This is a genomic window from Nonomuraea sp. NPDC004354, assembly GCF_053602555.1.
This window is the reverse complement of the sequence record NZ_JBSGDV010000016.1, coordinates 129,002-154,554: the sequence shown is the minus strand read 5'-3', so window position 1 is coordinate 154,554 and position 25,553 is coordinate 129,002. Positions and strand designations below refer to the sequence as shown.

26 protein-coding genes are annotated in these 25,553 nt (G+C 71.8%); 10 read left to right on the top strand and 16 right to left on the bottom strand.

What is annotated here, in order from left to right; all coding sequences use genetic code 11:
- Window positions 1-3: 3 nt before the first annotated feature.
- Genes ACWENQ_RS34155 through ACWENQ_RS34140 form a run of 4 tightly spaced genes read right to left on the bottom strand, consistent with a single transcriptional unit; the run spans window position 4 to window position 2,670 of the window.
- Window positions 4-663: an NRDE family protein gene (locus ACWENQ_RS34155; RefSeq protein WP_452417901.1), complete on the bottom strand. Its 660-nt coding sequence runs from the start codon at window positions 661-663 to the stop codon at window positions 4-6.
- A gap of 13 nt (window positions 664-676) precedes the next feature.
- Window positions 677-1,429, bottom strand: coding sequence for an SCO1664 family protein (locus tag ACWENQ_RS34150; protein WP_354907033.1), 753 nt, complete (start codon window positions 1,427-1,429; stop codon window positions 677-679).
- Window positions 1,426-1,974 (bottom strand): DUF3090 domain-containing protein, encoded by a 549-nt coding sequence (locus tag ACWENQ_RS34145; RefSeq protein ID WP_449925516.1) that lies wholly within the window; start codon window positions 1,972-1,974, stop codon window positions 1,426-1,428. Before ACWENQ_RS34145 ends, ACWENQ_RS34150 begins: the two co-directional genes overlap by 4 nt.
- 9 nt (window positions 1,975-1,983) lie before the next feature.
- Window positions 1,984-2,670, bottom strand: a complete 687-nt coding sequence (locus ACWENQ_RS34140) for a histidine phosphatase family protein (RefSeq protein ID WP_449925519.1) — start codon at window positions 2,668-2,670, stop codon at window positions 1,984-1,986.
- 101 nt (window positions 2,671-2,771) lie between these two features.
- Between ACWENQ_RS34140 and ACWENQ_RS34135 the strand changes: the two genes are divergently transcribed.
- Both ACWENQ_RS34135 and ACWENQ_RS34130 read left to right on the top strand, forming a co-directional pair.
- The gene (locus ACWENQ_RS34135) at window positions 2,772-3,719 is read left to right on the top strand and encodes an aldo/keto reductase (protein WP_354907036.1); all 948 of its coding nucleotides are present in this window, start codon (window positions 2,772-2,774) and stop codon (window positions 3,717-3,719) included.
- 219 nt (window positions 3,720-3,938) lie between these two features.
- Window positions 3,939-4,823 (top strand): hypothetical protein, encoded by an 885-nt coding sequence (locus ACWENQ_RS34130; RefSeq protein WP_449925522.1) that lies wholly within the window; start codon window positions 3,939-3,941, stop codon window positions 4,821-4,823.
- Window positions 4,824-4,887: 64 nt separating this feature from the next.
- Here ACWENQ_RS34130 and fabI read toward each other — a convergent pair whose 3' ends face one another.
- Together fabI and fabG are read right to left on the bottom strand one after the other, a co-directional pair.
- Window positions 4,888-5,652 (bottom strand): enoyl-ACP reductase FabI, encoded by a 765-nt coding sequence (gene fabI / locus ACWENQ_RS34125; protein WP_452417899.1) that lies wholly within the window; start codon window positions 5,650-5,652, stop codon window positions 4,888-4,890.
- Between the two features lie 2 nt (window positions 5,653-5,654).
- Complete coding sequence (fabG, locus tag ACWENQ_RS34120; protein ID WP_354907039.1) at window positions 5,655-6,350, bottom strand: 3-oxoacyl-ACP reductase FabG; 696 nt, start codon at window positions 6,348-6,350, stop codon at window positions 5,655-5,657.
- 77 nt (window positions 6,351-6,427) lie between these two features.
- On the opposite strand from fabG, the gene ACWENQ_RS34115 reads away from it, so the two are divergent.
- Both ACWENQ_RS34115 and ACWENQ_RS34110 read left to right on the top strand, forming a co-directional pair.
- Complete coding sequence (locus ACWENQ_RS34115) at window positions 6,428-7,921, top strand: TldD/PmbA family protein (RefSeq protein WP_452417897.1); 1,494 nt, start codon at window positions 6,428-6,430, stop codon at window positions 7,919-7,921.
- A gap of 14 nt (window positions 7,922-7,935) precedes the next feature.
- Window positions 7,936-9,291, top strand: coding sequence for a metallopeptidase TldD-related protein (locus ACWENQ_RS34110; RefSeq protein WP_452417895.1), 1,356 nt, complete (start codon window positions 7,936-7,938; stop codon window positions 9,289-9,291).
- A 21-nt stretch (window positions 9,292-9,312) separates the two neighbouring features.
- Here the strand turns inward: ACWENQ_RS34110 and ACWENQ_RS34105 are convergent, their stop codons facing one another.
- Together ACWENQ_RS34105 and ACWENQ_RS34100 are read right to left on the bottom strand one after the other, a co-directional pair.
- Window positions 9,313-10,464: a linear amide C-N hydrolase gene (locus tag ACWENQ_RS34105; protein WP_452417893.1), complete on the bottom strand. Its 1,152-nt coding sequence runs from the start codon at window positions 10,462-10,464 to the stop codon at window positions 9,313-9,315.
- Between the two features lie 89 nt (window positions 10,465-10,553).
- Window positions 10,554-10,766, bottom strand: coding sequence for a dodecin (locus tag ACWENQ_RS34100; RefSeq protein ID WP_354907043.1), 213 nt, complete (start codon window positions 10,764-10,766; stop codon window positions 10,554-10,556).
- A 99-nt stretch (window positions 10,767-10,865) separates the two neighbouring features.
- Here ACWENQ_RS34100 and ACWENQ_RS34095 point away from each other — a divergent pair, with 99 nt between their 5' ends.
- Entirely contained in the window at window positions 10,866-11,180 is a 315-nt protein-coding gene (locus ACWENQ_RS34095; protein WP_354907044.1) for a DUF3099 domain-containing protein, read from the top strand.
- Window positions 11,181-11,438: 258 nt separating this feature from the next.
- On the opposite strand, the gene ACWENQ_RS34090 is transcribed toward ACWENQ_RS34095, so the two are convergent.
- Together ACWENQ_RS34090 and ACWENQ_RS34085 are read right to left on the bottom strand one after the other, a co-directional pair.
- Entirely contained in the window at window positions 11,439-12,284 is an 846-nt protein-coding gene (locus tag ACWENQ_RS34090; protein ID WP_452417891.1) for an NTP transferase domain-containing protein, read from the bottom strand.
- A 54-nt stretch (window positions 12,285-12,338) separates the two neighbouring features.
- Window positions 12,339-13,499: an acyl-CoA dehydrogenase family protein gene (locus tag ACWENQ_RS34085; RefSeq protein WP_449925539.1), complete on the bottom strand. Its 1,161-nt coding sequence runs from the start codon at window positions 13,497-13,499 to the stop codon at window positions 12,339-12,341.
- Window positions 13,500-13,565: 66 nt separating this feature from the next.
- Here ACWENQ_RS34085 and ACWENQ_RS34080 point away from each other — a divergent pair, with 66 nt between their 5' ends.
- On the top strand, window positions 13,566-14,687 hold the full coding sequence (locus ACWENQ_RS34080) for a CaiB/BaiF CoA transferase family protein (protein ID WP_449925542.1): 1,122 nt from the start codon (window positions 13,566-13,568) through the stop codon (window positions 14,685-14,687).
- Entirely contained in the window at window positions 14,684-15,349 is a 666-nt protein-coding gene (locus ACWENQ_RS34075; protein WP_452417889.1) for a GntR family transcriptional regulator, read from the top strand. The genes ACWENQ_RS34080 and ACWENQ_RS34075 overlap by 4 nt, the downstream gene beginning before the upstream one ends.
- Window positions 15,350-15,392: 43 nt before the next feature.
- On the opposite strand, the gene moaA is transcribed toward ACWENQ_RS34075, so the two are convergent.
- Entirely contained in the window at window positions 15,393-16,382 is a 990-nt protein-coding gene (gene moaA, locus ACWENQ_RS34070; protein ID WP_449925547.1) for a GTP 3',8-cyclase MoaA, read from the bottom strand.
- 254 nt (window positions 16,383-16,636) lie between these two features.
- On the opposite strand from moaA, the gene ACWENQ_RS34065 reads away from it, so the two are divergent.
- Together ACWENQ_RS34065 and ACWENQ_RS34060 are read left to right on the top strand one after the other, a co-directional pair.
- Entirely contained in the window at window positions 16,637-17,794 is a 1,158-nt protein-coding gene (locus ACWENQ_RS34065) for an RtcB family protein (RefSeq protein WP_452417887.1), read from the top strand.
- 102 nt (window positions 17,795-17,896) lie between these two features.
- The gene (locus ACWENQ_RS34060; RefSeq protein WP_452417885.1) at window positions 17,897-18,217 is read left to right on the top strand and encodes a hypothetical protein; all 321 of its coding nucleotides are present in this window, start codon (window positions 17,897-17,899) and stop codon (window positions 18,215-18,217) included.
- Here ACWENQ_RS34060 and ACWENQ_RS34055 read toward each other — a convergent pair.
- The gene (locus tag ACWENQ_RS34055; protein ID WP_452417883.1) at window positions 18,185-19,411 is read right to left on the bottom strand and encodes a cytochrome P450; all 1,227 of its coding nucleotides are present in this window, start codon (window positions 19,409-19,411) and stop codon (window positions 18,185-18,187) included. The two genes, ACWENQ_RS34060 and ACWENQ_RS34055, sit on opposite strands and share 33 nt — an antisense overlap.
- Window positions 19,412-19,479: 68 nt before the next feature.
- Window positions 19,480-20,340: an aldo/keto reductase gene (locus ACWENQ_RS34050; RefSeq protein ID WP_452417881.1), complete on the bottom strand. Its 861-nt coding sequence runs from the start codon at window positions 20,338-20,340 to the stop codon at window positions 19,480-19,482.
- Between the two features lie 55 nt (window positions 20,341-20,395).
- Here ACWENQ_RS34050 and ACWENQ_RS34045 point away from each other — a divergent pair, with 55 nt between their 5' ends.
- Window positions 20,396-21,604: a cysteine desulfurase-like protein gene (locus ACWENQ_RS34045; protein ID WP_449925561.1), complete on the top strand. Its 1,209-nt coding sequence runs from the start codon at window positions 20,396-20,398 to the stop codon at window positions 21,602-21,604.
- A 91-nt stretch (window positions 21,605-21,695) separates the two neighbouring features.
- On the opposite strand, the gene ACWENQ_RS34040 is transcribed toward ACWENQ_RS34045, so the two are convergent.
- The 3 genes from ACWENQ_RS34040 to ACWENQ_RS34030 form a co-directional block, all read right to left on the bottom strand.
- On the bottom strand, window positions 21,696-22,184 hold the full coding sequence (locus tag ACWENQ_RS34040) for a hypothetical protein (RefSeq protein WP_354907055.1): 489 nt from the start codon (window positions 22,182-22,184) through the stop codon (window positions 21,696-21,698).
- Between the two features lie 114 nt (window positions 22,185-22,298).
- Window positions 22,299-23,600 carry a hypothetical protein gene (locus tag ACWENQ_RS34035; protein WP_452417879.1) on the bottom strand — a complete coding sequence of 434 codons (1,302 nt, stop codon included), beginning with the start codon at window positions 23,598-23,600 and terminating at the stop codon, window positions 22,299-22,301.
- A 67-nt stretch (window positions 23,601-23,667) separates the two neighbouring features.
- A complete protein-coding gene (locus ACWENQ_RS34030; RefSeq protein WP_452417877.1) occupies window positions 23,668-25,497 on the bottom strand; it encodes an AMP-dependent synthetase/ligase in 1,830 nt (609 codons plus the stop codon).
- Between the last annotated feature and the right edge of the window lie 56 nt (window positions 25,498-25,553).

Genomic DNA, 25,553 nt, shown 5'->3' with positions numbered 1-25,553 from the left:
ACCTTATCCGTCTCGGGAAACACCACGATCAACGCGGGGCAGCGGCACCGCATTCCAGCTGCTGAGATCGGAGAAGTCGTAGTCCAGCCGCGCGCCGATGGTGATCAGCGTGGCCGACAGCGAGGCGTGGACGCGGCCGTCGGGCAGCTCGTGCCGTACGGTGGCCGCCCCCACCAGGTCGTGCCAGTCGGCCGCGGCGTCGAACAGCGGCAGCAGCTCGACCGCCTTGGGGTCGTCGGCGCGGCCGCTGTTGACGATGACGCTGGTGCCCTCGGGCAGGTCGGCGGTCCTCAGCCGCTCGCCGTCCCACGACCACACGCGGGCGCGGGAGCGGTCGGCGACCACCAGGTGGAAGGGGTCGTAGCGGGGCAGCTCGGCCTCGGGCATCCCGCCGGCGACCACGGCGCGCAGCGGCAGCTCGCCCCGGGAGATCTTGGTGCGCTCGTCGGCCGGCAGGCCGTACCCGTTGAGCACCGCGGCGACGCGGGCGCGGGCGGGCAGGGCGGCCAGCCACGTGCCGCCCGCCTTGAGGTCGCGCCCGCCGACGACGCCTGGATACTCGGGCCAGTACTCGCCGGGACCCTCCCACGGCCGATCGGCGAACTCGTCGCGCACACCCAGCAGGCTCAGCGGCTCACCCGTCCGCACGATGACCGTACACACGGGCACAGACTACCTAGATGGGCGGCCAGGGAATCGCGGGCCAGTCCTCCGAGGGGTAGGGGTGCACGCCGGTGTCGAGCAGCCGCCTGACCCGCATCCAGGTGGCCTCCACCTCCGCGAGGGTGAGCAGCTCGCGCAGGCGGCGGCCGAGCGGCCCCGACTCCAGCTCGCGTTCGAGCCTGGCCAGCACGCCGACGGCCTCGCGCGGCAGCGTCTTGCCCCGCCACTGCCACAGCACGGTGCGGAGCTTGTCCTCGGCGGAGAAGCAGACGCCGTGGTCGACGCCGTAGATGGTCTCGCCGTCGGGCAGCGGCAGCAGGTGGCCGCCCTTGCGGTCGGCGTTGTTGACGACGGCGTCGAAGACGGCCATCTTCCGCAGCGCGGGGTGACGGCTGCGGATCAGGCTCATCAGGTCGATGTTCTCGTCGGTGTCGATCCACAGCTGGCACATGCCGGGGCCGAAGGGCCCCTCGCGGTAGACCGTGGGCGGCACGATGCGCCAGCCCGTGGCTCTGGACACCTCGTAGGCGGCCACCTCACGGGCGGCGAGCGTGCCGTCGGGGAAGTCCCACAGCGGGCGCTCGCCGCGCACCGGCTTGTAGACGCAGGCCGCCGAGCGGCCGTCGAGCGTGATGCCGCAGTAGAGGGTCATGTTCGTGGCCTCGACCAGGCGGCCCGCCACTTCCAGCCGGCCGTCTCTGAGTAGCCTGAGGGCAGCGTCTTCGTCGTAGCGAAGGTCTTCAAGCTCGCGCTCGGGCACGCTCACGTAGTGACCTCACCTCCGCGGTAGCCGTTGAGGCGCACGCAGATGTGGCCTTCGGCGTCGAGTGGCTGACCACACAGCGGGCAGGGCGGGCGGCCCTGCGCCACGATCTTCAGCGCGCGCTGGGAGAAGGCCCTGGCGGCGCCCGCGCTGATGTGGACCCTCAGCATGGAGGGCTCCGGCGCTTCCAGGTCCTCTTCGTCGGTGATCTCCTGAGCCTCGACGATGACCTGGTCGCGGTCGGGGTCCCAGGCCAGCGCCATGGTGCCGACCCTGAAGTCCTCGGTGATCGGCTGGTCGAGCGGGGCGTTGTCGATGAGCTCGGTGGGGGCGACGGCCGGCACCTGCGCGCTGCCGCCGGTGCGCCTGAGCACCTCGTCGAGCAGTTCCTCGAGCTTGCCCGCGAGGGCGGCGACCTGCAGCTTCTCGAGAGCGACCGTGGTCAGTCTGCCCTCGGCTCGCGCCTGCAGGAAGAAGATCCGTGCCCCCGGCTGCCCCAGGGCACCCGCCACGAACCTCTCTGGTGGGTCGTAGTCGAAGACCGGCATAGCCCGACCTTACGTGGTTCCTGATCCGCCGCCGACGGCGGCATCGCTCCCGGTGATGTTTTCTCCCCCGTCTTTCTCCTCCGAACCCTCGGGGAGCCGCAATTCCCCCACATCGTTGAGGGTGAGGAGAAAGGGGCGCAAGGGGGTGTAGCGAATGATCGTCACGGAGGCCGGATCAGCCGTTATGCGCTGAAACTGATCGAGGTGGAGGCCCAGAGCGTCGGCGACGATCGCCTTGATCACGTCGCCGTGCGTGCACACCAGGTAGACGCCTTTCTCCCCCAGTCGCTCGTTCCAGTCACGTACCGCGGCCACCGCGCGGCGCTGGACGTCGGCCATCGCCTCCCCGCCGGGGAAGACCGCCGCGCTGGGGTGGTACTGCACGACCTGCCAGAGCGGCTCCTTGGCCAGCTCCGCCAGGGGGCGTCCGGTCCACTGTCCGTAGCCGCACTCGCCGAACCTGTCGTCGGTCCGCACCTCCAAGCCCCGGTCCTCGGCCACGGCCCGCGCGGTCTCCTGGCAGCGGTCGAGCGGGCTGGAGACGACGGCGTCCAGGCGCACCGCGGCCAGCCGTTCGGCCAGCGCCTTGGCCTGCGCGCCGCCGGCGTCGCTGAGATGGACGTCAGGAGTCCAGCCGGCGAGGACGGGACCGGTCAGAGCGGTGAGGCCGTGTCTGGCCAGGAGGACGGTCGCCATGAGACAAGTCTTGCAGGCGTCGATCACGTTTGTTCGCCCGGGCGAGCGGTAGCCTGGCCGGATTCCCTGCCCTGATCGACAGATGGGAGCGCCGGAGCTTCATGGAACAACGCTATGTCGGTCGGAGCGGCCTATCGGTGTCCCGTCTGGGCCTCGGCACGATGACCTGGGGCAGGGACACCGACGCCGAGGAGGCCGCGGCGCAGCTGCGCGCCTTCGCCGAGGCGGGCGGCAACCTGATCGACACGGCCGACGTCTACACCGGCGGCGACGCCGAGCGGCTGCTCGGGCGGCTGCTCAGGGACGCGGTGCCGCGTTCGGAGCTGGTCGTCTCCACCAAGGCCGTGCTCACCCCCGCAGGGCGGCGGCCGCGCGACGCCTCGCGGCGCCACCTCATCGCCGCCGTCGACGCCTCGCTGGCCCGGCTCGGCCTCGACTACGTCGACCTGTGGCAGCTGCACACCTACGACCCCGAGGTGCCGCTGGAGGAGACGCTGGGCGCCCTCGACGCGATCGTCTCCTCCGGCAGGGCGGTCTACGCAGGCGTGTGCGACTACTCCGGCTGGCAGCTGGCCGCGGCGGCGGTGACGCAGCGCGCGACGCCCGGCCGGATCCCGATCACCGCCGCGCAGGTGGAGTACTCCCTGCTGGCCCGCGACCCCGAGCGGGAGGTCCTGCCCGCGGCCGAGCACGTGGGCGCCGGGGTGCTGGCCTGGTCGCCACTGGGCAGAGGGGTGCTGACCGGCAAGTACCGCACCGGCATCCCCGCCGACTCCCGCGCCGCCACCCCGCACTTCGCCGACTTCGTCCGCCCCTACCTGGACGAGCGCTGCCGCAGGGTGGTCGAGTCGGTCACCACCGCCGCCGAGGGGCTCGGCGTCTCCCCCCTGGCGGTGGCCCTGTCGTGGGTGCGTGACCAGCCGGGCGTCTCGTCGGCGATCGTCGGCGCGCGCACCCACACCCAGCTGAAAGGCATCCTTCAGGCGGAGGACGTGGAACTGCCCCGCGAGATCCGCGAGGCGCTTGACGACGTCTCCTCCCTCGACTGACGGGCTCCGCCCGCGCGCGGCCGTGCGGGACATGCGCCGAGATGATCAACGTGAGTAGGCTGGGCCTGTCTTTCGCGCGTCCGGGTTCGTCGCATGTCCGGGCAGCCGAACGAGAGTCACCCTCGCGTATCACTACTCGATATCGAATCGTAACTTTGCGTGGAAAACGGCTTCGCCTCAACAAAGCTGTCCATCGGGAGAACGACACAGGAGGGGTAGATGGGCGCAGGACGCCACAGAACCACGGTCTCGGCCGGCCTCCTCGCGCTGGCGCTGGCCGCGCTTCCGATCGGCGCCGGCTCCGCGCAGGCCCAGGCGCGCGACTGCGAGCGCGGCGGCGGGTTGCTGTCCGGCGTGACCAGCGGGGTGTGCGACCTGGTCGACGGGGTGACCGACGTGGTCGACGGCGTCACGGGCAACTCGCTGTCGCCGGTGACCGAGACCGTCGACAGGACGACGGACACCGTCCTCGCCCCGGTGGGCGAGGTGGCGCCCACCGCCAAGCCCGCTCCCACCTCCACCCGCTCCCCCGGCACCCCGCGCGAGGAGCCCGGCGGGCAGCCGACCGGCCGCGGCGACGACCTGGTCTCCAGCACCCTGGAGGAGGTCTGCCTGCCGGTGCTGGCCTGCGAGGGTGAGGGCGTGCTGAGCCCCGTCGAACGGCCCGCGACCGAGCCGCCCGCCTCCGCCGAGCCCGCCGCGAGCCCTTCGCCCTCCCCCAGCGCCACGCCTGCCAGGCGGCGCAAGGACGCCGTGACGCCGCCCACCGAGGCAACGGTGCCGCCCATGAGCAGGCCGCAGCTCAGGACCACCCGTGAGGTCGTGCCGCCCGAGCCCGCGCCCGTCGACCCCGACGACCCGCGGGTGGAGCTGCTGTGGCCGGGGCCCTTCTCCGAGAAGCTGTCCGACCGCATCGGCGGCCAGGTGGTCCGGCCGAGCGAGCCCGAGTCCGACGTGCTCGGCACCACGCTGACGGCGGTGCTGCTGGCCTCGGCGGTGCTGGCGGCCAGGGTGATGCAGTCGCGGCGGGGCCGCGAGGAGCGTCCCGAGTCGATCCCGTTCGAGCCGATGCGCGTCGGCGGCGGTCGCCACCGCCTGGCCTGACCCGGGGTCGGCGCCCTCCGGCGGGTGCCATGGCCGCCCCGGGCCGCTGGCGGTGCCGGCGGAGCTAGGCGCCCATGGCGTGGACGCCGCCGTCGACGTGGACGATCTCGCCGGTGGTGGCGGGGAACCAGTCGGACATCAGCGCCACGCACGCCTTGGCGGCCGCCTCGGTGTCGGCCAGGTCCCAGCCGAGCGGCGCCTTCTCCGGCCAGCTGTCCTCGAACTCCTTGAAGCCGGGGATCGACTTGGCGGCCATCGTGCGCAGCGGACCGGCGGCCACGAGGTTGACCCTGATGCCCTGCTTGCCGAGGTCGCGGGCCAGGTAGCGGTTGGCCGACTCCAGGCCCGCCTTGGCCACGCCCATCCAGTCGTAGACGGGCCACGCCTTGGTGGCGTCGAAGTCGAGGCCGACGACGGCGCCGCCCTCCTTCATCAGCGGCAGGCAGGCGACCGCGAGCGACTTGTAGGAGTAGGTGGAGATGTGGAGGGCCGTGGAGACGTCCTCCCACGTGGTGTTGAGGAAGTTGCCGCCGAGCGCGGTCTGCGGGGCGAAGCCGATGGAGTGGACGACGCCGTCGAGGCCGTCGACGTGCTCGCCGACGCGGGCGGCCAGGGTGTCGAGATGCTCGTCGTTCTGGACGTCGAGCTCGATCACCGGCGGCGTCTGCGGGAGCCGCTTGGCGATGCGCTCGACGAGCGACAGGCGGCCGAAGCCGGTCAGCACGACCGTGGCGCCCTGCTCCTGGGCCAGCTTGGCCACGGAGAAGGCGATGGAGGCGTCGGTGAGGACGCCCGTGACGAGGATGCGCTTGCCATCGAGGATGCCCATGATCAGTGCCCCATTCCGAGTCCGCCGTCGACGGGGATCACTGCCCCGGTGATGTAGGAGGCGTCGTCGCCGGCCAGGAAGCGGACGACACGCGCGACCTCCGCGGGGGACGCCTGGCGGCCCAGCGGGATGTTCTTGACGATCGCCTCGTGGTCGAGGTCGGCGGTCATGTCGGTCTGGACGAAGCCGGGGGCGACGACGTTGACCGTGATGCCGCGCGAGCCGTACTCGCGGGCGAGGGAGCGGCCGAAGCCGATCAGGCCCGCCTTGGAGGCGGCGTAGTTGGACTGGCCGGCCTGGCCGAGCATCGCGATGACCGAGGAGATGAGGATGATGCGGCCGCGCTTGAGCTTCATCATCGGCCTGATCGCGCGCTTGGCGACGCGGTAGGCGCCGGTGAGGTTGGCGTCGATGACGTCGGTGAAGGTGTCTTCCTTCATCATCGCCAGCAGGGTGTCCTTGGTGATGCCGGCGTTGGAGACGAGCACCTCGACCGGACCCTGCTCGGCCTCCACCTTGGCGAAGGCCGCGTCGACATCCTCCGCGCTGGTCACGTCGCAGCGGACGCCGAACAGGCCCTCGGGCGGCTCGCCCGATCGGTAGGTGACCGCGACGTTGTCGCCTGCCGCGGCGAGTTCGCGGGCGATCGCGAGGCCGATGCCGCGATTGCCGCCGGTGACGAGTACAGAGCGTGCCATGGCACCTGACGCTATCTCCTACCGGCCGGTATCCGCTTGTCCGGGTGGCACAAGATCACAGGGCTAGGATCGTTGACATGCGCCAGATCGATCCCGACTTCCTCGCCCTGCCGCTCAGGCAGCTCGCGGACGCCGCGCTCCAGCGCGCCCGCGACCTCGGCGCCTCCCACGCCGACTTCCGGCTCGAGCGCGTGCGCGCCGAGACGCTCGCCCTGTACGACGCCAGGCTCGAAGGGGCCATGGACGCCGACGACCTCGGCTACGCCGTACGGGTGGTCAAGAACGGCACGTGGGGCTTCGCGGCCGGCCTGGTGCTCACGCCCGAGGCGGCCGCCGAGGTGGCCGCGCAGGCCGTGGCGGTGGCCGAGGTGAGCGCCCCGATCAACAGGGAGCCCATCGAGCTGGCGCCCGAGCCGGTCCACGCCGATGTCACCTGGGTCTCCCCCTACGACATCGACCCGTTCTCGGTGCCGCAGAAGGAGAAGGTCGCGCTGCTGGCCGACTGGTCGGCCGGGCTGCTGAAGGGCGCCGACCACGTCAGCGCCCGGCTCCTGCAGGTCAAGGAGCAGAAGTTCTACGCCGACACCGCCGGCACGGTCACCACCCAGCAGCGGGTCAGGGTGCATCCCGAGCTGAACGCCATGAAGGCCGGCCCCGACGGCTTCGACGACATGTCGACGATCGCGCCGCCGGTCGGCCGCGGCTACGAGTACCTGACCGGCGGCTTCTACGACTGGCAGTCGGAGCTGGCCGCCCTTCCCGAGCTGCTGGCCGAGAAGCTGGCCGCGCCGTCGGTCGACGCCGGCGAGTACGACCTGGTGATCCACCCGTCGAACCTGTGGCTGACGATCCACGAGTCGATCGGCCACGCCACCGAGCTCGACCGGGCCCTCGGCTACGAGGCGGCCTACGCCGGCACCAGCTTCGCCACCTTCGACCAGCTCGGCTCGCTGGTGTACGGCTCGCCGGTGATGAACGTCACCGGCGACCGGACGGTCGAGCACGGCCTGTCGACGGTCGGCTACGACGACGAGGGGGTGGCCACCCGCGAGTTCGACATCGTCAGGGACGGCATCCTGGTCGGCTACCAGCTCGACCGCAGGATGGCGCTGATGAAGGGCCTCGGGGCGAGCAACGGCTGCGCCTTCGCCGACTCGCCCGGCCACATGCCGATCCAGCGCATGGCCAACGTCTCGCTGCGGCCCGAGCCCGACGGCCCCTCCACCGAGGAGCTGATCGGCCGCGTCGAGCGCGGCCTGTACATCGTCGGCGACAAGAGCTGGTCGATCGACATGCAGCGCTACAACTTCCAGTTCACCGGCCAGCGGGCCTTCCGCATCGAGCACGGCGCCGTCGTGGGCCAGGTCCGCGACTTCGCCTACCAGGCGACCACGACCGACTTCTGGGGCTCGATGGAGGCCGTGGGCGGGCCGCAGACCTACGTGCTCGGCGGCGCCTTCAACTGCGGCAAGGGCCAGCCGGGCCAGGTCGCCCCGGTCAGCCATGGCTGTCCCTCGGCGCTGTTCCGCCATGTCAGGATCCTCAACACCGTCCAGGAGGGTGGAAAGTGACGTCTCCTCAGGAAATGGTCGAGAGGGCGCTGGAGCTCTCCCAGGCCGACGACTGCGTCGTCATCGCGGACGAGGGGTCGACGACCAACCTGCGTTTCGCGGGCAACACGCTGACCACCAACGGCGTGGCCAGGTCCGCCCAGCTGACCGTGATCTCGATCGTGGACGGGCGCGTCGGCGTGCTGTCGCGCGCGGCCGTACGGCCCGAGCAGCTGGCCGAGGTCGTGGCGGCGGCCGACGCGGCGGCGCGCGAGGCCCAGCCCGCCGAGGACGCCAGGCCGCTGGTCGAGGGCGCGGCGACGAGCGCCACCTGGGCCGACCCGGTGCGGCCCACCTCGATCGGCGTGTTCGGCGACTTCGCGCCCGCGCTCGGCGAGACGTTCACCGCGGCCGAGGCGGGCGGCAGGAAGCTGTACGGCTTCGCCGAGCACACCCTGACCTCCACCTTCCTCGGCTCCTCCACGGGGCTGCGGCTGCGCCACGACCAGCCGACGGGGCGCCTGGAGCTGAACGCCAAGTCGGCCGACCTCAAGCGCTCGGCCTGGTCGGGGGTCGCCACCCGCGACTTCTCCGACGTCGACGTGGCCGGGCTCGACTCCTCGCTGGCCCAGCGCCTGGAGTGGGCCAAGAACCGGATCGACCTGCCGGCGGGCCGCTACGAGACGCTGCTGCCGCCGAGCGCGGTCGCCGACCTGATGATCTACCTGCTGTGGTCGTCGGGCGCCCGCGACGCCCTCGACGGCCGCACCGTCTTCTCCAGGCCGGGCGGCGGCACCCGCGTCGGCGAGCGGCTGTCGCCGCTGCCGGTCACGCTCACCAGCGATCCCCTCGCGCCGGGCATCGAGTGCGCGCCGTTCGTCACCGCCCACGCGTCCAGCCGCCGCAGCTCGGTCTTCGACAACGGCCTGCCGCTGGCGGCCACCGACTGGGTGAAGGACGGCACGCTGTCGGCGCTGCTGCAGACCCGCCACTCGGCCGAGCTGAGCGGCCTGCCCGTGACGCCCGCGGTCGACAACCTGATCATGCACGGCGGCGACGGCGGCCGGACGCTGGAGGAGATGATCGCCTCCACCGCGCACGGGCTGCTGGTGACCTGCCTGTGGTACATCCGCGAGGTCGACCCGCAGACGCTGCTGCTGACCGGGCTCACCCGCGACGGCGTCTACCTGGTCGAGCACGGCGAGGTCGTCGGCGAGGTGAACAACTTCAGGTTCAACGAGAGCCCGGTCGACCTGCTCGGCCGCGTGAGCGAGATCGGCGAGAGCCGGCAGACGCTGCCGCGCGAGTGGAACGACTACTTCACCCGCACGGTCATGCCGCCGGTGCGGGTGCCCGATTTCAACATGTCGACGGTCAGCCAGGCCAACTGAGCGCCGGCCCGCCCGGAGGGCTCACTCCTGCGGGCGGGCCAGCGACAGCGTGTGCACCTTGCCCCAGCGCTTGGCGGTGACCAGCCTGGCCGTTCCCGCCGCGAGGTCGTAGACGACCGACCAGCGGGTGTGGCCCTGGGCGACGCTCTTGAGCAGCTCGAGGCCGTCGGTCTTGGAGTCGATGGTTCTGGTCAGCCTGGTGTGGCGGTCGTCGGGCGTGCCGCTGACGACGCTCCAGTTGGTCAGCACGCGGTCCTCGACCACGTTCATCCTGCCCTTGCCGTACTCGACGACGGCCGAGTCGCCGCTTTTGTCGACGATCAGGTAGTGCACCTGGGGCCCGCCGGTGAAGTCGACGTTGTAGGTGCGCATCAGGGCCACTGCCTCCTTCACGGTGGCGGCCCGGTCGAGCAGCACCCGCATGATCCGCACGCTGCCGAGCGTGGGCCGGTCCGGCATGGGAGCGGGCAGCTCGGCGGTGGGCGTGGTGGCCAGGCCCACGGCCAGGCCCTTCTCGTTCATGCCGTCGAAGGGGGCCAGCACCGCGTGGCCGAGCCGCCGCCGCTGGACGGGGTCGGACAGGTCGGGGGCGGCGGACGAGCCGAGCAGGTAGGAGGCGTCGGCGATCGACAGGGAGGCGTAGCCGTCGGGCGGGTCGGCCCGCACGACGATCGCCGGGTTGGGGTCCCAGTCGAAGTTGCGGCCGAACTCGGTGCCGCGCAGGAACAGCGAGCACGCCCAGCCGTCGGCCTTGCGGGCGAGCTCGTCCTCGGTGAGCGGCGCCTCGGCGTCGTAGCCGCCGTCGAAGGTCATCTCGTACATGGGCAGGTCGTCGAGCTGCCTGATGCTGGCGGAGGTGCGGGCGATCTGGTCGGGCGTCTGGCGCAGGACGGGCGAGGACGTGGCCGCCCCCTTCTGCTCGCTCGGATGCTGGGCGCTCGGTGCGGGGGAGGCGGCCCGGCCGGTCACGGGAACGCTGGAACAGCCCGTCGCCAGCGGTACGGCCAGCGCCAGCGCGGCCACCAGCGAGCGGGCCCCGCGGCCGCTGTCACGGCCGGCCCTGACGCCGGTCCCGCGGCTGTGGTCGCGGGCGGCTGCCTGGCTGTCGTCGCGGACGGCTCCGCGACCCGCGCCCGGTAACGACCGCGAGCCGATGCGGAGGAGCGGTGCCATCACGTGATCCCTTCGCCGAGCCCTTTTGGTACCGCAGTGTGCCCCGCGAACCCGGCGAAGTCACGCCTCCCACGAAACGGTGACAGAGATCAGGCGTCCTCGAGCCGGAAGCCCACCTTCATGCCCACCTGGTAGTGGGCGATCTCCCCCTGGTCGATGTGTCCGCGGATCTCCGTCACCTCGAACCAGTCGAGGTGACGCAGCGTCTGCGAGGCCCTGCGGATGCCGTTGCGGATGGCGTCATCGAGGCTCTCCCCCGACGTGCCGACTATCTCGGTCACCCGATACGTTCGATCCGACATAGCTGCTCCTCCCTTACCTGAAAGCCATGATCGCATGACCAGCCGTACCGTTCATGGGGCTCATCGCGCCGGCGCCGTCCGAGGTCTACGGTGGAAGGTGTGAAGCGCTGGCGCCGCCAGAAGGACGTGCACAGGGTGACCGACGCCCGGCCGTCCCTGAGTGCGGACATCCACCGCCGGGAAAAGATCTACCTCATCCAGATGGGCATCCGGACGATCTGCCTGATCCTGGCGGTCGTGGTTCCTGTCCCGTGGCCGTACCGGCTGCTGTTCATCGCCGGGGCCGTCTTTTTGCCATACATAGCGGTTATAGGTGCCAATGAGCGGGGAAGAGATGCGCCGCCTCCGACCTTTTCCAACCCCTCCCATGACCAAGGCGAGATACCGCATCACCGACGCGAGATCGGGTCGTGACTAAGTCTTGACGCATCCCACGGGTAGTAGGTGTACGCTTTAGCCAAGCGCTCCGGTCCCCCGTCGGAGTGCTGGTGCCGGCGTTCCGGGCCCCCGTCGGAACGCCGATGAAGCGATGCCGGGTGGTTTGCCCCCGTAACCACCCGGCATCGCCCTTTTCTCCCCCAATTTCGTTGCGGCCCGCCGGTTGGATAGGCCTGCTTTCCCAAAATCGTTTGCCGGCGGGTTCACAGCAAATCTTCAGCTTGACCGGGATCTTCAGTCGTCGGTCAAGGTCTCTGTCGTGGCGCGTTCCCAGTTACGGGCCAGCGTCGTGATCCGTTCGACGGCGTCTTCCGGCGCGGTGCCCATGCCCTGGGCAAGGCCGAGCAGGTAGGCGGTGAGCGGGGCGGCGGGGCGGGCGACGCCGTGGGCGACCTCCTTGGTCAGCTCCAGGACGAGGTCCCTGTCGACCCGGGAAGGGTCGACGCCCAGTTCCTTGCAGGCCAGTGCGGTCCACTCGGCCAACACGTTCATCTGTGCCACCTTTCGAAGATCGTCCAATGTGTCGCAGTCGAGCCACGGGGTTCCCGGCAGGCGCAGCCGTACCGGGTCGAGGGGGGCCAGCAGGGCGTGCAGGGAGCGGCCCTGGTAGCCGGCGAGCGCCGCGCGCAGCGGCGCGGTGCGCCACGCCCCGGCCAGCCACTGCTCGCGCCCCTCGTCGTCGACCAGCACCGCGCCCACCCTCTGCCGGCCCGGCGCGCGCCCCGGGTCCGGAGCGGCGGGGGCGCGGCCGGGTGCGGTGGCGGCCTGGAGGAGGGCGGTCACGCAGGCGGGTTCCATGAGCGGCAGGTCACCGGCCAGCAGCACCACCCACGGGGCCGCCACCAGGTCGAGGCCCGCCCGCAGCGCCGGCACAGGCCCGCCGCCCTCGGGCTCCTCGCGGGTGAACAGCACGCCGGGCAGGTCGCGCGGCGGGCCCACCACCACGACGCGCTCCGCCTCCCGCACGGCGGCGGCGACCCGTTCGAGCAGCGTCCTGCCGCCGAGCCGCAGGCCCGGCTTGTCCCTGCCGCCCATCCGGCGCGCCGCGCCGCCCGCGAGAATGATCGCGTCATGCCCCATGTGCACACCGTACGGCGTCCGCCGGGGTGATCACACGGTCCCCGCCGGGGACCGTCAGGCGAAGGCCGCGTGGCCGGTCAGCGCCTTGCCCAGGACGAGGGCGTGGATCTCCGAGGTGCCCTCGTAGGTGAGCACCGACTCCAGGTTCACCGCGTGCCGGATCACCGGGTACTCCAGGGTGATGCCGCTGGCACCCAGGATGGTCCGGCACGTCCTGGCGATCTCCAGCGCCTCGCGCACGTTGTTGAGCTTGCCCGCGCTCACCTGCTCGGGGGTGATCGTGCCCGCCTCCTTCAGCCGTCCGAGGTGGACGGCGAGCAGCAGCCCCTTGCCCAGCTCGAGGGCCATGTCGGCGAGCTTGTCCTGGGTGAGCTGGAAGGCGGCCAGCGGCCTGGCGAAGACCTCCCGCTCGCCCGCGTAGGCCAGCGCCGTCTCCAGGCAGTCGAGCGCCGCCCCCATCGCGCCGAACACGATGCCGAACCTGGCCTCGTTCAGGCACCGCAGCGGTCCCGACAGGCCGCGGGCGCCCGGCAGCACGGCCTCGCGCGGCAGCCGTACCTCGTCGAGGACCAGTTCGCTGGTGACGCTCGCGCGCAGGGACACCTTGTGCTTCAGGTCCCTGGTGGTGAAGCCGGGCGTGCCGGCGGGGACGAGGAAGCCGCGGATGCCCTCCTCGGTCTGCGCCCACACGACGGCCACGTCGGCGACCGAGCCGTTGGTGATCCACATCTTGGTGCCGTTCAGCACCCAGTCGCCGCCGTCGCGCTTGGCGCCGGCGCGCATGCGGGCCGGGTCGGAGCCGACGTCGGGCTCGGTCAGGCCGAAGCAGCCGATGCGCTCGCCCGCCGCCATGGCGGGCAGCCACGCGTTCTTCTGCTCCTCGCTGCCGTAGCGCCAGATGGCGTACATGGCGAGAGAGCCCTGGACCGACACCAGGCTGCGCAGCCCGGAGTCGGCGGCCTCGAGCTCCAGGCAGGCCAGGCCGTAGGAGACCGCGCCGAGACCCGGGCAGCCGTACCCTTCCAGGTGCATGCCGAGCAGCCCCAGTCCGCCGAACGTGCGGGCCAGCTCGCGCGCGGGGATGACGCCGTCCTCGAACCACTGGGTCAGGTGCGGGCGCAGCTCGCGGTCGCACAGGCGGCGGACCGTGCTCCTGATCTCGCGCTCCTCGTCGGTCAGCAGGCCGTCGACGGCGAACAGGGCGGTGGGGTGCATGGCGGAGCCTCCAGATTGGATCCAATATTGAATATCCAACATGGCACAGCATAGGCTGCCCTGCCTATGGAGACTTCAGGAGCGCTGTCCGGACTGCTGGTGGCCGACTTCAGCAGGGTGCTGGCCGGCCCGTACGCCACGATGCTGCTCGGCGACATGGGCGCCGACGTGGTGAAGGTGGAGCGGCCCGAGGGCGGCGACGACACCAGGGCATGGGGCCCGCCGTACGCCGACGGGCAGGCGACCTACTTCCTCGGCGTCAACCGCAACAAGCGCTCGATCGCCCTCGACCTGCGCGACCCGGACGACCTGGAGGTGGCGCGGGCGCTGGTGGCCAGGGCGGACGTGCTGGTGGAGAACTTCAGGCCGGGCACGATGGAGCGCATGGGGCTGGGCTACGAGGCGGTCCGCGAGCTCAACCCCGGCCTGGTCTACTGCTCGGTCACCGGGTTCGGCGCTGGCAAGGGGGCCGACCTGCCCGGCTACGACCTGGTCGTCCAGGCGGTCGGCGGGCTGATGAGCGTGACGGGCGAGCCCGAGGGCCAGGGCACCAAGACCGGCGTCGCGCTGGTCGACGTGATCACCGGGCTGCACGCGGCCTTCGGGATCCTGGCCGCGCTGCGCCACAGGGACCGGACGGGGCAGGGCCAGCGCGTCGAGGTGACGCTGCTGACCTCGCTGCTGTCGGCGCTGGCCAACCACGCCTCGGCCTACGCCGCGGCGGGCGTGGTGCCGCGCGCGATGGGCAACAGGCATCCCAGCATCGTGCCGTACGAGGTGTTCGAGGCCGCCGACCGGCCGATCGTCATCGCCGCCGGCAACGACCGGCAGTTCCGCGCGCTGTGCGCGGCGCTCGGCCGCGACGACCTGGCCGCCGACGCCCGCTACGCCACCAACGACGCCCGGGTGCGGGCCCGTGGCCTTCTGGTGCCCGAACTGTCGGCGGCGCTGGCCGGGCGGAGCGCCGACGAGTGGTTCGCGGCGCTCACCGCGGCGGGCGTGCCGTGCGGGCCCATCAACGACGTGGCCGGCGCCTTCGAGCTGGCCGCCTCGCTCGGGTTCGAGCCGGTGGTCGACGGGCAGGTGGCCAACCCGGTGGGACTCGGGGCCACGCCCGCCGCCTACCGGCTGCGGCCGCCCGCGCTCGGGCAGGACTCCGACTGGGTCCGTGAGATATTGGGGCGATGAGCCCGCTCGAGGAAGAACGCCGCCGGCCGCCCACGGCCCAGCAGTTCGTGCTCGGCGAGCTCCGCAGGGCCATCACCACGGGCAGGCTGCGCCCCGGCAGCCCGATCAGGCAGGACGCGCTGGCCGAGGAGTTCGACGTCAGCAGAGTGCCGCTGCGGGAGGCGCTGAAGACGCTCCACGGCGAGGGCCTGGTCACCTACCAGGCGCATCGCGGCTACTTCGTCGAGACGCTCTCGCTCGACGACCTGCGCGAGGTCTACCGCATCAGGGAACTGCTGGAGGAGGAGGCGGTACGGCGGGCCGTCCCCCGCCTGACCGCCGGCGATCTGGCGCGGCTCGAAAGGGCGCAGGACGAGGTGGAGCGGGCCGCCGCCGCGGGCGACGTGCAGGAGATGGCGGCGGCCAACAGGGTCTTCCATCTGACGCTCTTCGAGTGCGCCGGGATGCCCCGGCTGGTGCGGCTGATCAGGACGCTGTGGGACACCACCGACGCCTACCGGTCGATGTACTACGGCGACGGGGGCAACAGGGAGCGGGTCGTGAGCGAGCACCGCGCGGTGCTCGGCGCGCTGCGGGCCGCCGACGCCGACGCCGCGGTGCGCCTGCTCGACGAGCACCGCGCGCACGCGGTCGCCGCCCTGTCGGCGGTCCTCGACGGCTGACACCGGCGGCGGACACCGGCGGCGGACTCCTACCGGCGGCTGATCAGCCTCCGATGGCCGACATCGGCCTGACCGGCTGCAGGAACGACGGGTCGTCGATGCCGTGGCCGGCGCGCTTGCCGCGGACCGCGGCGATCCAGCGCTCGGCCAGTTCCTCGTCGGTGGCGCCGTCGCGCAGCGCCGCCTTGAGGTCGGACTCCTCCCTGGCGAACAGGCAGTTGCGGATCTGGCCGTCGGCGGTCAGCCGTACCCTGTCGCAGGCTCCGCAGAACGGGCGCGTCACCGAGCCGATCACGCCCACCCGCGCCGGGCCGCCGTCGACGAGGAAGCGTTCGGCGGGCGCGCTGCCCCGCTCCTCCAGGTCGTCAGGGCACAGGTCGAAGTCGGCGGCGAGCAGGGCGAGGATCTCGTCGGCCGTGACCATGTCGGCCCGGCTCCAGCCGTGCTGGGCATCCAGCGGCATCTGCTCGATGAAGCGCAGCTCGTAGCCGCGCTCGAGGCAGAAGCGCAGCAGCGGCACGGCCTCGTGCTCGTTGACGCCGCGCATGAGCACCGTGTTGACCTTGACCGGCCGCAGCCCCGCCCGCTCGGCCGCCTCGAGACCCGCGATGACGTCCGCGAACCTGTCGCGATGGGCCAGGCGCTTGAACGTCTCGCGGTCGAGGGTGTCGAGGGAGACGTTGACCCGGTCGAGGCCCGCCTCGGCCAGCGGGGTGGCGAGCCTGGCCAGGCCGATGCCGTTCGTGGTGACGGAGATCTGCGGCCTGGGCGCCAGCGCCGAGGTGCGGGCGACGATGTCGACCAGCTCGCGGCGCAGCAGCGGCTCTCCCCCCGTGTAGCGCACCTCGGTGATGCCGAGGCGTTCGACCCCGATGGTGACCAGGCGGACGATCTCGTCGGCGGTCAGCAACTGGGCGTTGGGCATCCAGTCGAGGCCTTCGGGCGGCATGCAGTAGGAGCAGCGCAGGTTGCACTTGTCCGTGAGGGACACCCGAAGGTCGGTCGCCACCCGGCCGAACGAGTCCTTCAGCACTGGGCGGTCACCTCCTAGCTCATCGAGGGGAACACGTGTTCAGCCTATTCCATGGCGCCACATGGAACCGAGCCCGCCCCGTCCGTGCGTCGGCCGTGACCCCGGGTACGGCCGGCTCGGCCATGCGGTTCGGGCGTATCCGCACCGGTGCCGAATATCGTCGGCGGAGTGAGCGTCGGCGAAAAGATAAAATGAGTGGGATTTCCTTTCTGGTCACGCCACACTGATCAAGAACCAGTAAGGAGATTGTTCTCATGTCGCCGAACCAGCCCGCACCCAACCTGCTGTCGTGGGCCAGCGAGATCGACGAAGGCGCGATCATGCAGGCCGCTCGTGCCGCTCGCCTGCCAATCGTCTCCGGCCACGTCGCTCTCATGCCGGACGCCCATGTCGGCATCGGTGCGACCGTCGGCTCGGTGATCCCCACCAAGAACGCGATCATCCCGGCGGCCGTCGGCGTGGACATCGGCTGCGGCATGGTGGCCACGGAGACGACGCTCACCGCCGCCGACCTGCCCGACACCCTGGCCGCGCTGATGCCGATGGTGGAGCGCCGCATCCCCGCCGGCGTCGGCAAGGGCCACGACGACCCGTCGGTGGACCTCGCCCTCGGCGACCTCGGCCTGCCCCACACCGACCTCGACCAGCGGCTGACCAAGAAGGTGTCCGACCAGTTCGGGACCCTCGGCTCCGGCAACCACTTCGTCGAGGTCTGCCTCGACGAGCGTGACCGGGTCTGGACGGTGCTGCACTCGGGGTCGCGTGGCATCGGCAACCAGCTGGCCACGATGCACATCGTGAGCGCCAAGAAGCTGATGAAGAAGCAGGAGATCGGCCTGGAGGACCCGGACCTGGCCTACCTGGTCCAGAACACTCCGGAGTTCACCGCGTACATCGAGGACATGCTGTGGGCCCAGCGCTACGCCATGGCCTCGCGCGCCCGGATGGACAAGGTCCTGATCAACGCCCTGTTCAGGGTCGCCGGCATGGGTCAGCGGGTGCGCACGATCAACTGCCACCACAACTTCACCCAGCAGGAGACCCACTACGGCAAGTCGCTGTGGATCACCCGTAAGGGCGCCATCAAGGCCGACAGGGGCGACGAAGGCGTCATCCCCGGCTCGATGGGGACGCGCTCGTACATCGTGCGCGGCCGCGGGAACCCCGAGTCGTACAACTCCTGCTCCCACGGCGCGGGCCGCCGCATGTCGCGCACCAAGGCGAAGCGGGAGCTGTCGGCGGCGTCCCTGACGGCGGCGATGAGCGGCCGCACCTGGAACGCGGACCGGGCCGCCGCGCTGGTGGACGAGCACCCTGACGCCTACAAGTCCATCGACCAGGTGATGGCGGACCAGAAGGATCTGGTCGAGGTGCAGCACACGTTGCGGCAGATCTTCAACTACAAGGGATGACATTCCCGAACGGGACGCCCTCGCCCATTATCGCGGCGGGGGCGTCCTTTCTGCTTTCACGCTGTCGAAATCGAACTTCACGGGAAAGACGTTCTCCTCGCCATGATCACGCATCCCGAGCGCCTGGAGCGCGGGCATCCGTTCCGGCAGTGGAAGACGTGGACGCTGCCCGGCACCCGGCTGACCCTTACCGGCTATTCGCGCGCCAACGACAAGACCTTCTTCCACGTCCCCGAACTGAAGCTCGCCCTCGACGCCGGGCTGGCCGAGGGCCGTCAGGTCGACACGGTGCTGCTGATGCACACCCATCTGGACCCGGACATCCCGGGCAACCCTTTTACCCCGTACACCTCCGTCCGCGGGCTCCGGCCGGGTGCGCGTCGGCGGGGTTCAGGACCCGGGGGCGGCCGAGGTGACCGGTAACGCGACGGGACGGTAGGTCAGCCCGTCGCTCCACTCGACCGCCTCGGCCGGGATCGCCAGCCGCAGCGTGGGACGTTTGACCGCCAGGGCCCGGACCGCCTCGGTGAGCTCCACCCTGGCCAGCGCGGCGGCCAGGCAGCGGTGCGGGCCGTACCCGAAGGCCAGGTGCGGGTGGGGCGGCTGCGCGCCGAAGCGGTGGATGTCGAAGCGCTCCGGGTCGGGGAAGGCGCTCGGGTCGTGGTTGGCGGCGTTGAGGTTCGGCAGCACGACGGAGCCGGCCGGCAGGGTGCCGCAGGACACCTCGACGTCCTTCGTCATCCTGCGCATGAACGCGCTGGCCGGCGGCCCGTCGTAGCGCAGGATCTCCTCGGCCGCGCCGGCCGCCAGGTCCGGCCGGGCCACCAGTTCCGCCCACTGCGCGCGGTGCAGCATGAGGCGGAAGGCGCCGCGGGAGACCATCGAGGCGGTCGTCTCGTGCCCGGCGGTGATCAGCGAGAAGACCGTGTTGACCAGCTCCCCCTCGGTCAGCCGGTCCTCGTCGTCCCTGGCCTGGACGAGCAGGTCGATGAGATCGTCGCCGGGTCGCGCGCGATGCCGGGCGACCAGGTCGGCGGCGTAGGCCATGAACTCGGTGTAGGCCCGGTGGCGGGCCTGCCCGGTCGCCGTGGAGGTGGTGAGGAACATGTCCGTCCACGTCACGAACCGGTCGTAGTCGGCGTGGGGCACGCCGAGCAGCCGGCAGACGACCTGGCCGGGCAGCCGCACGGCGAAGGCGGCCACCAGGTCGAACTCCTCCCCCAGCCCGTCGAGCAGTTCTCCGGCGATCCTCGCGATCCGGGGCCGCCACGGCTCGGTGCGGCGGGGGGTGAAGGCCGCGTGCATGATCCGCCGGTAGCGGGTGTGCTCCGGCGGATCCTGGTTGATCAGCGCGTCCGGGTCGTCGTCGATGCCCATGCCGCTCACCAGCCGAGGCAGTCCCGGCAGGCGCAGGTTGCGGCTGGAGGCAGCCGACCCCAGCAGGGTGCGCACGTCCTCGTACCGCACGGCGACCGGGACCAGGTCGCCGCTGGGCATCGCGGCCGGGTCCAGCGGTCCCTCCGCGCGGCGGCGGGCGAACTCCGGCGGGGGCGTGCCCAGCGGTCCGGGCACGATGTCGGGCCAGGTCTGCTGGTGCGGGTCGGGTTCGGCGGTCATCGCATTCCCTCCGGTCCGGGCGGCGCGAAGGCGGCCCATGCGGAACGTATGCGGGGCGATGCCCACGGTCAACGGCCGAGGCGGGCCAGTTCGTCCGGCGTCAGGGCCAGGTCGGCGGCGGCCGCCGAGTCGAGGATGCTCTCCGGACGGCTGGCGCCCGGGATGGGGATGACGACGGGGCTGCGGGCCAGTTCCCACGCCAGGCACACCCGCTGCGGCGAGACCCCGCGCTCGGCCGCCACCTCGTTGAAGGCGGCGTGCGCGGCGCCCAGGCCGGCGGCGGCCGAGATGCCGCCGAGGGGCGACCACGGCAGGAACGCCACCCCCAGCTCGGCGCACACGTCGATCTCCGGCTCGCTGGTGCGGAAGCGGGGCGAGTACTCGTTCTGCACGCTCGCCAGCCGTCCGCCGAGGATGTCGTGGGCCTGCCTGATCTGCGCGGGATCGGCGTTGGAGATGCCCGCCAGGCGGATCTTGCCCTCGTCGAGCAGGTCGCGCAGCGCCCCGATGCTCTCCTCGTACGGCACGGCCGGGTCGGGCCGGTGGTGCTGGTAGAGCCCGATGGCCTCCACACCGAGGGCCTTCAGCGACCGCTCGCACGCCTGGCGCAGGTAGGCGCGGCTGCCGTTCAGGCCCCAGCCGTCGCCGGGCGTGCGGGTGTGGCCGCCCTTGGTGGCCACCAGGACGGCGTCGCGGTCGCCGCTCCACAACGCCAGGGCCTTGGCCACGAGCCGCTCGTTGTGGCCGAGCTCCGCGGTGGTGGGCGCGTACGCGTCGGCGGTGTCGATCAGCGTGACGCCCGCGTCGAGGGCGGCGTGGATGGTCCTGATGGAGCGCGCCTCGTCGGGCATGTGGTCGGCGACCGACATGGGCATGGCGCCCAGGCCGATGGCGCTGACGGTGACGTCGGCGATGGATCGGTTCCTCATGGGCACCATCCTCGCGGCTGGAGTTCGGTCCAGGGCAAGCGCAGGATGGTGATTCATGAGCTTCGACGTGACTCGGGTACGCGCGCTGTACCCCGCTCTCTCCGACGGGCACGCATGGCTGGACGCCGCCGCCGGCACCCAGGTGCCGCGGACGGTGATCGACGCGATCGCGGGCGCCTACCGGGCCGGCATCGGCAACGCGCACGGCGCGTTCGCCGCGAGCGCCCGCTCCGACGCGATCGTGGCCGAGGCCCGCGCCGCGGTGGCCGACCTGGTGGGCGGCGAGGCCGGCGGCGTGGTGTTCGGCGCCAACATGACCACGCTGACCTGTCGTTTCGCCGCCACGCTCGCCCGAACCTGGGCCGAGGGCGACGAGGTGGTCGTCTCCCGGCTCGACCACGACGCCAACGTGCGCCCGTGGGTGCAGGCGGCCGAGCGCGCGGGCGCCGTGGTGAGGTACGCGGACATCGTGGTGCCGTCGGGCGAGCTGCCCGCCGAGCAGTACCGGCGGCTGGTCACCGAGCGGACCAGGCTGGTGGCGGTGACGGCGGCCAGCAACGTGCTCGGCACGATCCCGGACGTGGCCGAGATCGCCGCCGTCGCCCACGGCGCGGGCGCGCTGGTCTACGTGGACGGCGTGCACGCCACCCCGCACGGTCCCGTCGACATGGCGGCTCTCGGCGCCGACTTCTACGCCACCAGCGCCTACAAGTGGTGTGGCCCCCACGTCGGCGCGGTGGTCGCCGCCCCGACGCTGCTCGACTCGCTACGGCCGGACAAGCTCGCCTGCTCGCCCGACGAGGTGCCCGCCAGGTTCGAGACGGGCACGCTTCCCTTCGCCGACCTGGCGGGCGTGCGCGCGGCCGTGGAGCACCTGGCCGCCCTCGACCCTGACGCCGCGGGCCCGCGCAGAGCGCGGATCCTCGCCTCGATGTCGGCCGTTGCCGCCTACGAGCAGGCCGAGCTCGCCCACCTGCTCAAGGGCCTGGCCGCGCTGCCCCTGGTACGGCTGGTCGGCGCCCCGCGGCGGCGCACCGCCACCGCCTACTTCACCGTGGCGGGCCACTCACCGCGCCGGGTGGCCGAGCACCTGGCCGCGCGGAAGGTCAACGTGTGGGACGGCCACTGTTACGCGTGGGAGCCCACGAAGGCGCTGGGCATCAGGGACACCGGGTCGGCGGTGCGGGCGGGGCTGGTCCACTACAACGACCGGGCGGAGATCGACCGGCTGCTGGAGGCCCTGGACGAGCTGTCCCGCCCGTGACAGCGGGAGTGGGAGGGACCTCACCGGCGAGGGCACCTGGCGCGGGAAAGACAAGAGCCCCGGCCGGGGCCGGGGCTCTTGCGATCACCGGCTAGTGGCCGACGACCTTCACCCAGTCGGTGGCCTCGGCCGGCTCGAGGTACCAGGCGCCCTCGAACACCGCGCGCCACGTGCCCGAGGTCCAGGCGCGCTCGCGCGTGTAGAAGTAGCCGTCGCGCCCGGTCCTGACCGTGTCGACGTGCTCCCAGCGGCCGGAGCCGTCCGGCCTGAACAGGATCTCGATGTTCTTGCCGCCCAGCCGCTTCCAGCCGCCCGCCTGCTTGCAGTGGTCGGCGTGGCGGACCACGACGAAGCCGTCGATGTAGTCCTCCTCGCACTCGACCGAGAGCTTGCCCTCGATCGAGATGCCGCGGCCCTTCCACGCGGGCTCAGGACCGACGTCGAGCGACAGCCTGGTGTGGCCGCCGTCCCAGTCGGGGTCGCGGTCGTAGCCGGGATCGGCGAGCGCGGTGCCCGTGGTCGCGAGCACCGAGGCGCCGAGCGCGGCGGCCACCGCGCCGGCGGCGAGTCGTCGCATCATCTGAACTTCCTCTCCCCGTTGAAGACGCGCTCGGGACGGAGTGCGTCACCACCACCGACGAGTCAAGGTAAAGAAAAGTTGCAGTAAAGAAGCTAACGATCTGGTAACGCCGGCTCAGCGCTGGGTTCTGGCCTGCTCGGCCGCGTAGGTGTCGGTTCCCCCGTAGCGGACCCGCCACATGCCGCGCTCCCGGCCCGGCAGGCGCCGGTCGAAGCGTCCGGTCTCGCCGGTGGTCACGACTCCGACGGGACGCCAGTCGGCGTCGGCGTCCTGGCGGTAGAGGATCTCCAGCCGCTGCCTGGCGAACGGCGCGAAGTCCGAGACGCCGCTGGGGTCGACCCGGTGCAGCGACCCGCTCAGCCGTACGCCCCGCGCCGGGCCCGCGTCGCTCACGCGCACCGAGCTGAGCTTGGTCTCGCGGCGCAGGTTGAAGGTGGCGTAGGCGGTGACACTGGTGCCGTCGTCCGCCGTGGCGGTGGCCGTGATGGTCCAGGCGCCCGCGGGATAGAAGCGGTTCAGGGGCTGGGTGGGCAGGAAGCGCCAGGTCTCCCACCTCCCGTCACGGTCGACGGGCTCTCCGTCCGGACCGGCGGGCGGCGCGGGCTCCTGCTCCGGCGCCGGCTCGGACGAGGGGTCCGGCGCCCCCGCGAGGTCACCCGCGGACCCACTCGTGGAATCGGTCGCGGCGTCGGCTGCGGCGTCGGTCGCGGGGTCGGCTGCAGCCGCGGCGTCGGTCGTGGAGTCGGTCGCGGGGTCGGCGGCTACGGAGTCGGCCGTGGAGTCTGCTGCGGGCTCGACCGTGGAATCGGCTGCGGCGTCGGCCGCAGGTTCAGCCGCAGAATCAGCCGCGGAGTCAGTCGTGGAGTCGGTCGCGGCCGAGGGCTCGAACCAGGGCTCTCCCGGGTGCGGGGGTGGCGGCTCGCCCGGCCAGGAGATCGCCCCTCCTATCACGCCCTCGGTGGACGGGCGCTTCGCGCGCGGGAGTTGGACACGGCCCTCGCCCCCCTCGTCGGCGGGCGGTGGCGCCACGGGGGGCTTCGGTGCCGCGAACGCGGGAGAGACCTCCTCCGGCGACAGGACACCTGCCGCGGGCTGGTGGACGTTCAGGGGTACCAGCGCCAGCCTCGCCACCGGCGCCTGGGACACGGGGCCGGGGAGCCTGCCGCCCCCGACGGGCTTGCGGCCGAGTACCGGGCCCGGCGGAGCGCCCGGCTCGACCTTGATGGTCACGCCGTTCTCCTCGGCTCCGCTGGCCACGACGTCGATCACCAGCTTCACCGAGCCGTGCGGACCCACCACGGGGTCGCCGGGACGGATCGTGATTTCCTTGATCGCGAGGGGGGCGGGCGCCTCGACCAGAGCGGGACCGGTCAGTGTCCCCGCCACCAGCGATGTGAGCAGGACTGTCTTGGTCATGAGTTGGACGGTAGGAACCGCCCGGCAATGCCCAGGGGCGAGACACACGCCCCTGTTGGCAAAGGTGTCACCCGGAGTAGAGGCCCTCGATCACTTCGGCGTACTTCGCGTGGATCACCCTGCGCTTGAGCTTGAGGCTCGGGGTCAGCTCGGCGGTCTCGGCCGTCCACTCGTCAGGCAGCAGCGCCCACTTCTTGACCTGCTGCACCCTGGCCAGCTTCGCGTTGGCCGCCTCGACGGCCGTCTCGACCGTCTTGACCACGTCGGGGTGCTCGGCCAGCTCGGCCAGCGTGGTGAACGCGATGCCCTGGGCCTGCGCCCAGCCGGGGGCCACCTCGCCGTCGAGGGTGAGGACGGCCACGGGGTAGGGCCGGTTGTCGCCGTAGGCGAGCGCCTGGCCGATGAGCGGGTGCTCCTTGAGGTGGTTCTCGATCGCGGCGGGCGAGATGTTCTCGCCGCCGGCGGTGATGATGAGCTCCTTCTTACGGTCGACCACCCGGTAGAAGCCGTCGTCGTCGACGGTGCCGATGTCGCCGGTGTGCAGCCAGCCGTCCTCGTCGATCAGCTCCTCGGCCGCCCTGCCGAGGTAGCCGCCGGTGTTGAGCGGGCTGCGGGTGAGGATCTCGCCGTCCTCGGCGACCCGCACCTCGACGCCCGGCTCGGGCCTGCCGACGGTGCCCAGCTTGTAGCAGGCGGGACTGTTGGCGGTGAAGGCGCCGGTGGTCTCGGTCATGCCGTACACGTCGATGACGCGCAGACCGAGCCCGGCGAAGAAGCCCTGCACGTCGTCGGGCAGGGGGGCGGCGCCGGTGGCGGTCCACTCGGCGCGGTCGAAGCCGATCATGCCGCGGACGACCGACAGTAACGCGGCGTCGGCGGCCTCGAAGGCGGCCTGGATCTCGGGGGTGACGGCGCGGCCGTACTGGCCGGCCTCGATGTAGGCGCGGCCCGCGGCCATGGCCTGGCGTGCCTTCTGCTGCTGCTCCTCGGGCTGGGTGGCCAGCAGGGCCTGGAGCTTGGCCATCGTCTTCTCCCACACCCGTGGCACCCCGAAGAACATCATCGGCCGCACCTGGCCGAGCGTGGCGCCGAGGGCGGCCAGGTCGGTGCAGAAGTGCACGTGGGAGACCTTGGTCAGCGGCAGGTAGAGGCTGAGGACGCGCTCGGCGATGTGGGCGTAGGTGAGGTAGGAGATCTGGGTGCCCTGAAGGGGCAGGGCGGTCATGCGGTCGGTGGCGGCGCACTCGTAGAAGACGTTGGCGTGGGTGAGCGGCACGCCCTTGGGCATGCCGGTGGTGCCGGAGGTGTACAGGACGGTGAGCACGTCGTCGGCGCCGACCGCCTGCCAGCGGGCCTCGACGGCCGCGGGGTCGACGGCGAGCCTGGCCCGGCCGAGCTCGAGGAAGTCGTCCCAGCTCAGGAAGCGGTCGGTGGAGGGCGTGCCGTCCAGCAGGATGATCCTGCGCAGGTCCGGCAGCCGGTCGAGGACGGGCTCCCAGCGGGCCAGGTCGGCGGGGCCGCCGAGGACGGCGTACCTGGCGCCCACGTTGTCGGCGACGAAGGCGATCTGGTCGGGGGCGAAGGTCGAGTAGACCGAGCAGGACGTGCCGCCCGCGTGGACCGCGCCGAGGTCGGCCAGCACGTGCTCGCTGCGGTTGACCATCATCAGCGCCACCGCGTCGCCTGGCTCCATGCCGAGCGCGAGGAAGCCGGCGGCGATCTCGAGGACCCGCTGCCTGGCCTGGCCGTAGGTGAGCGTGCTCCAGCCGCCCTCGACGGGGTCGGAGTAGGCGGGTGAGTCCGGGTACCGCTCGGCGATCTGCTTGAGCTGCTCACATACCGTACGGCCGGCGATCTCCCGAAGGATCTCGGCCTGTACCTCAAGGACATCGGCCATGACGCGCGCCCTCCATGTCAGTGCCCACTTGCATGAGTGGCATGCATCGCATCACA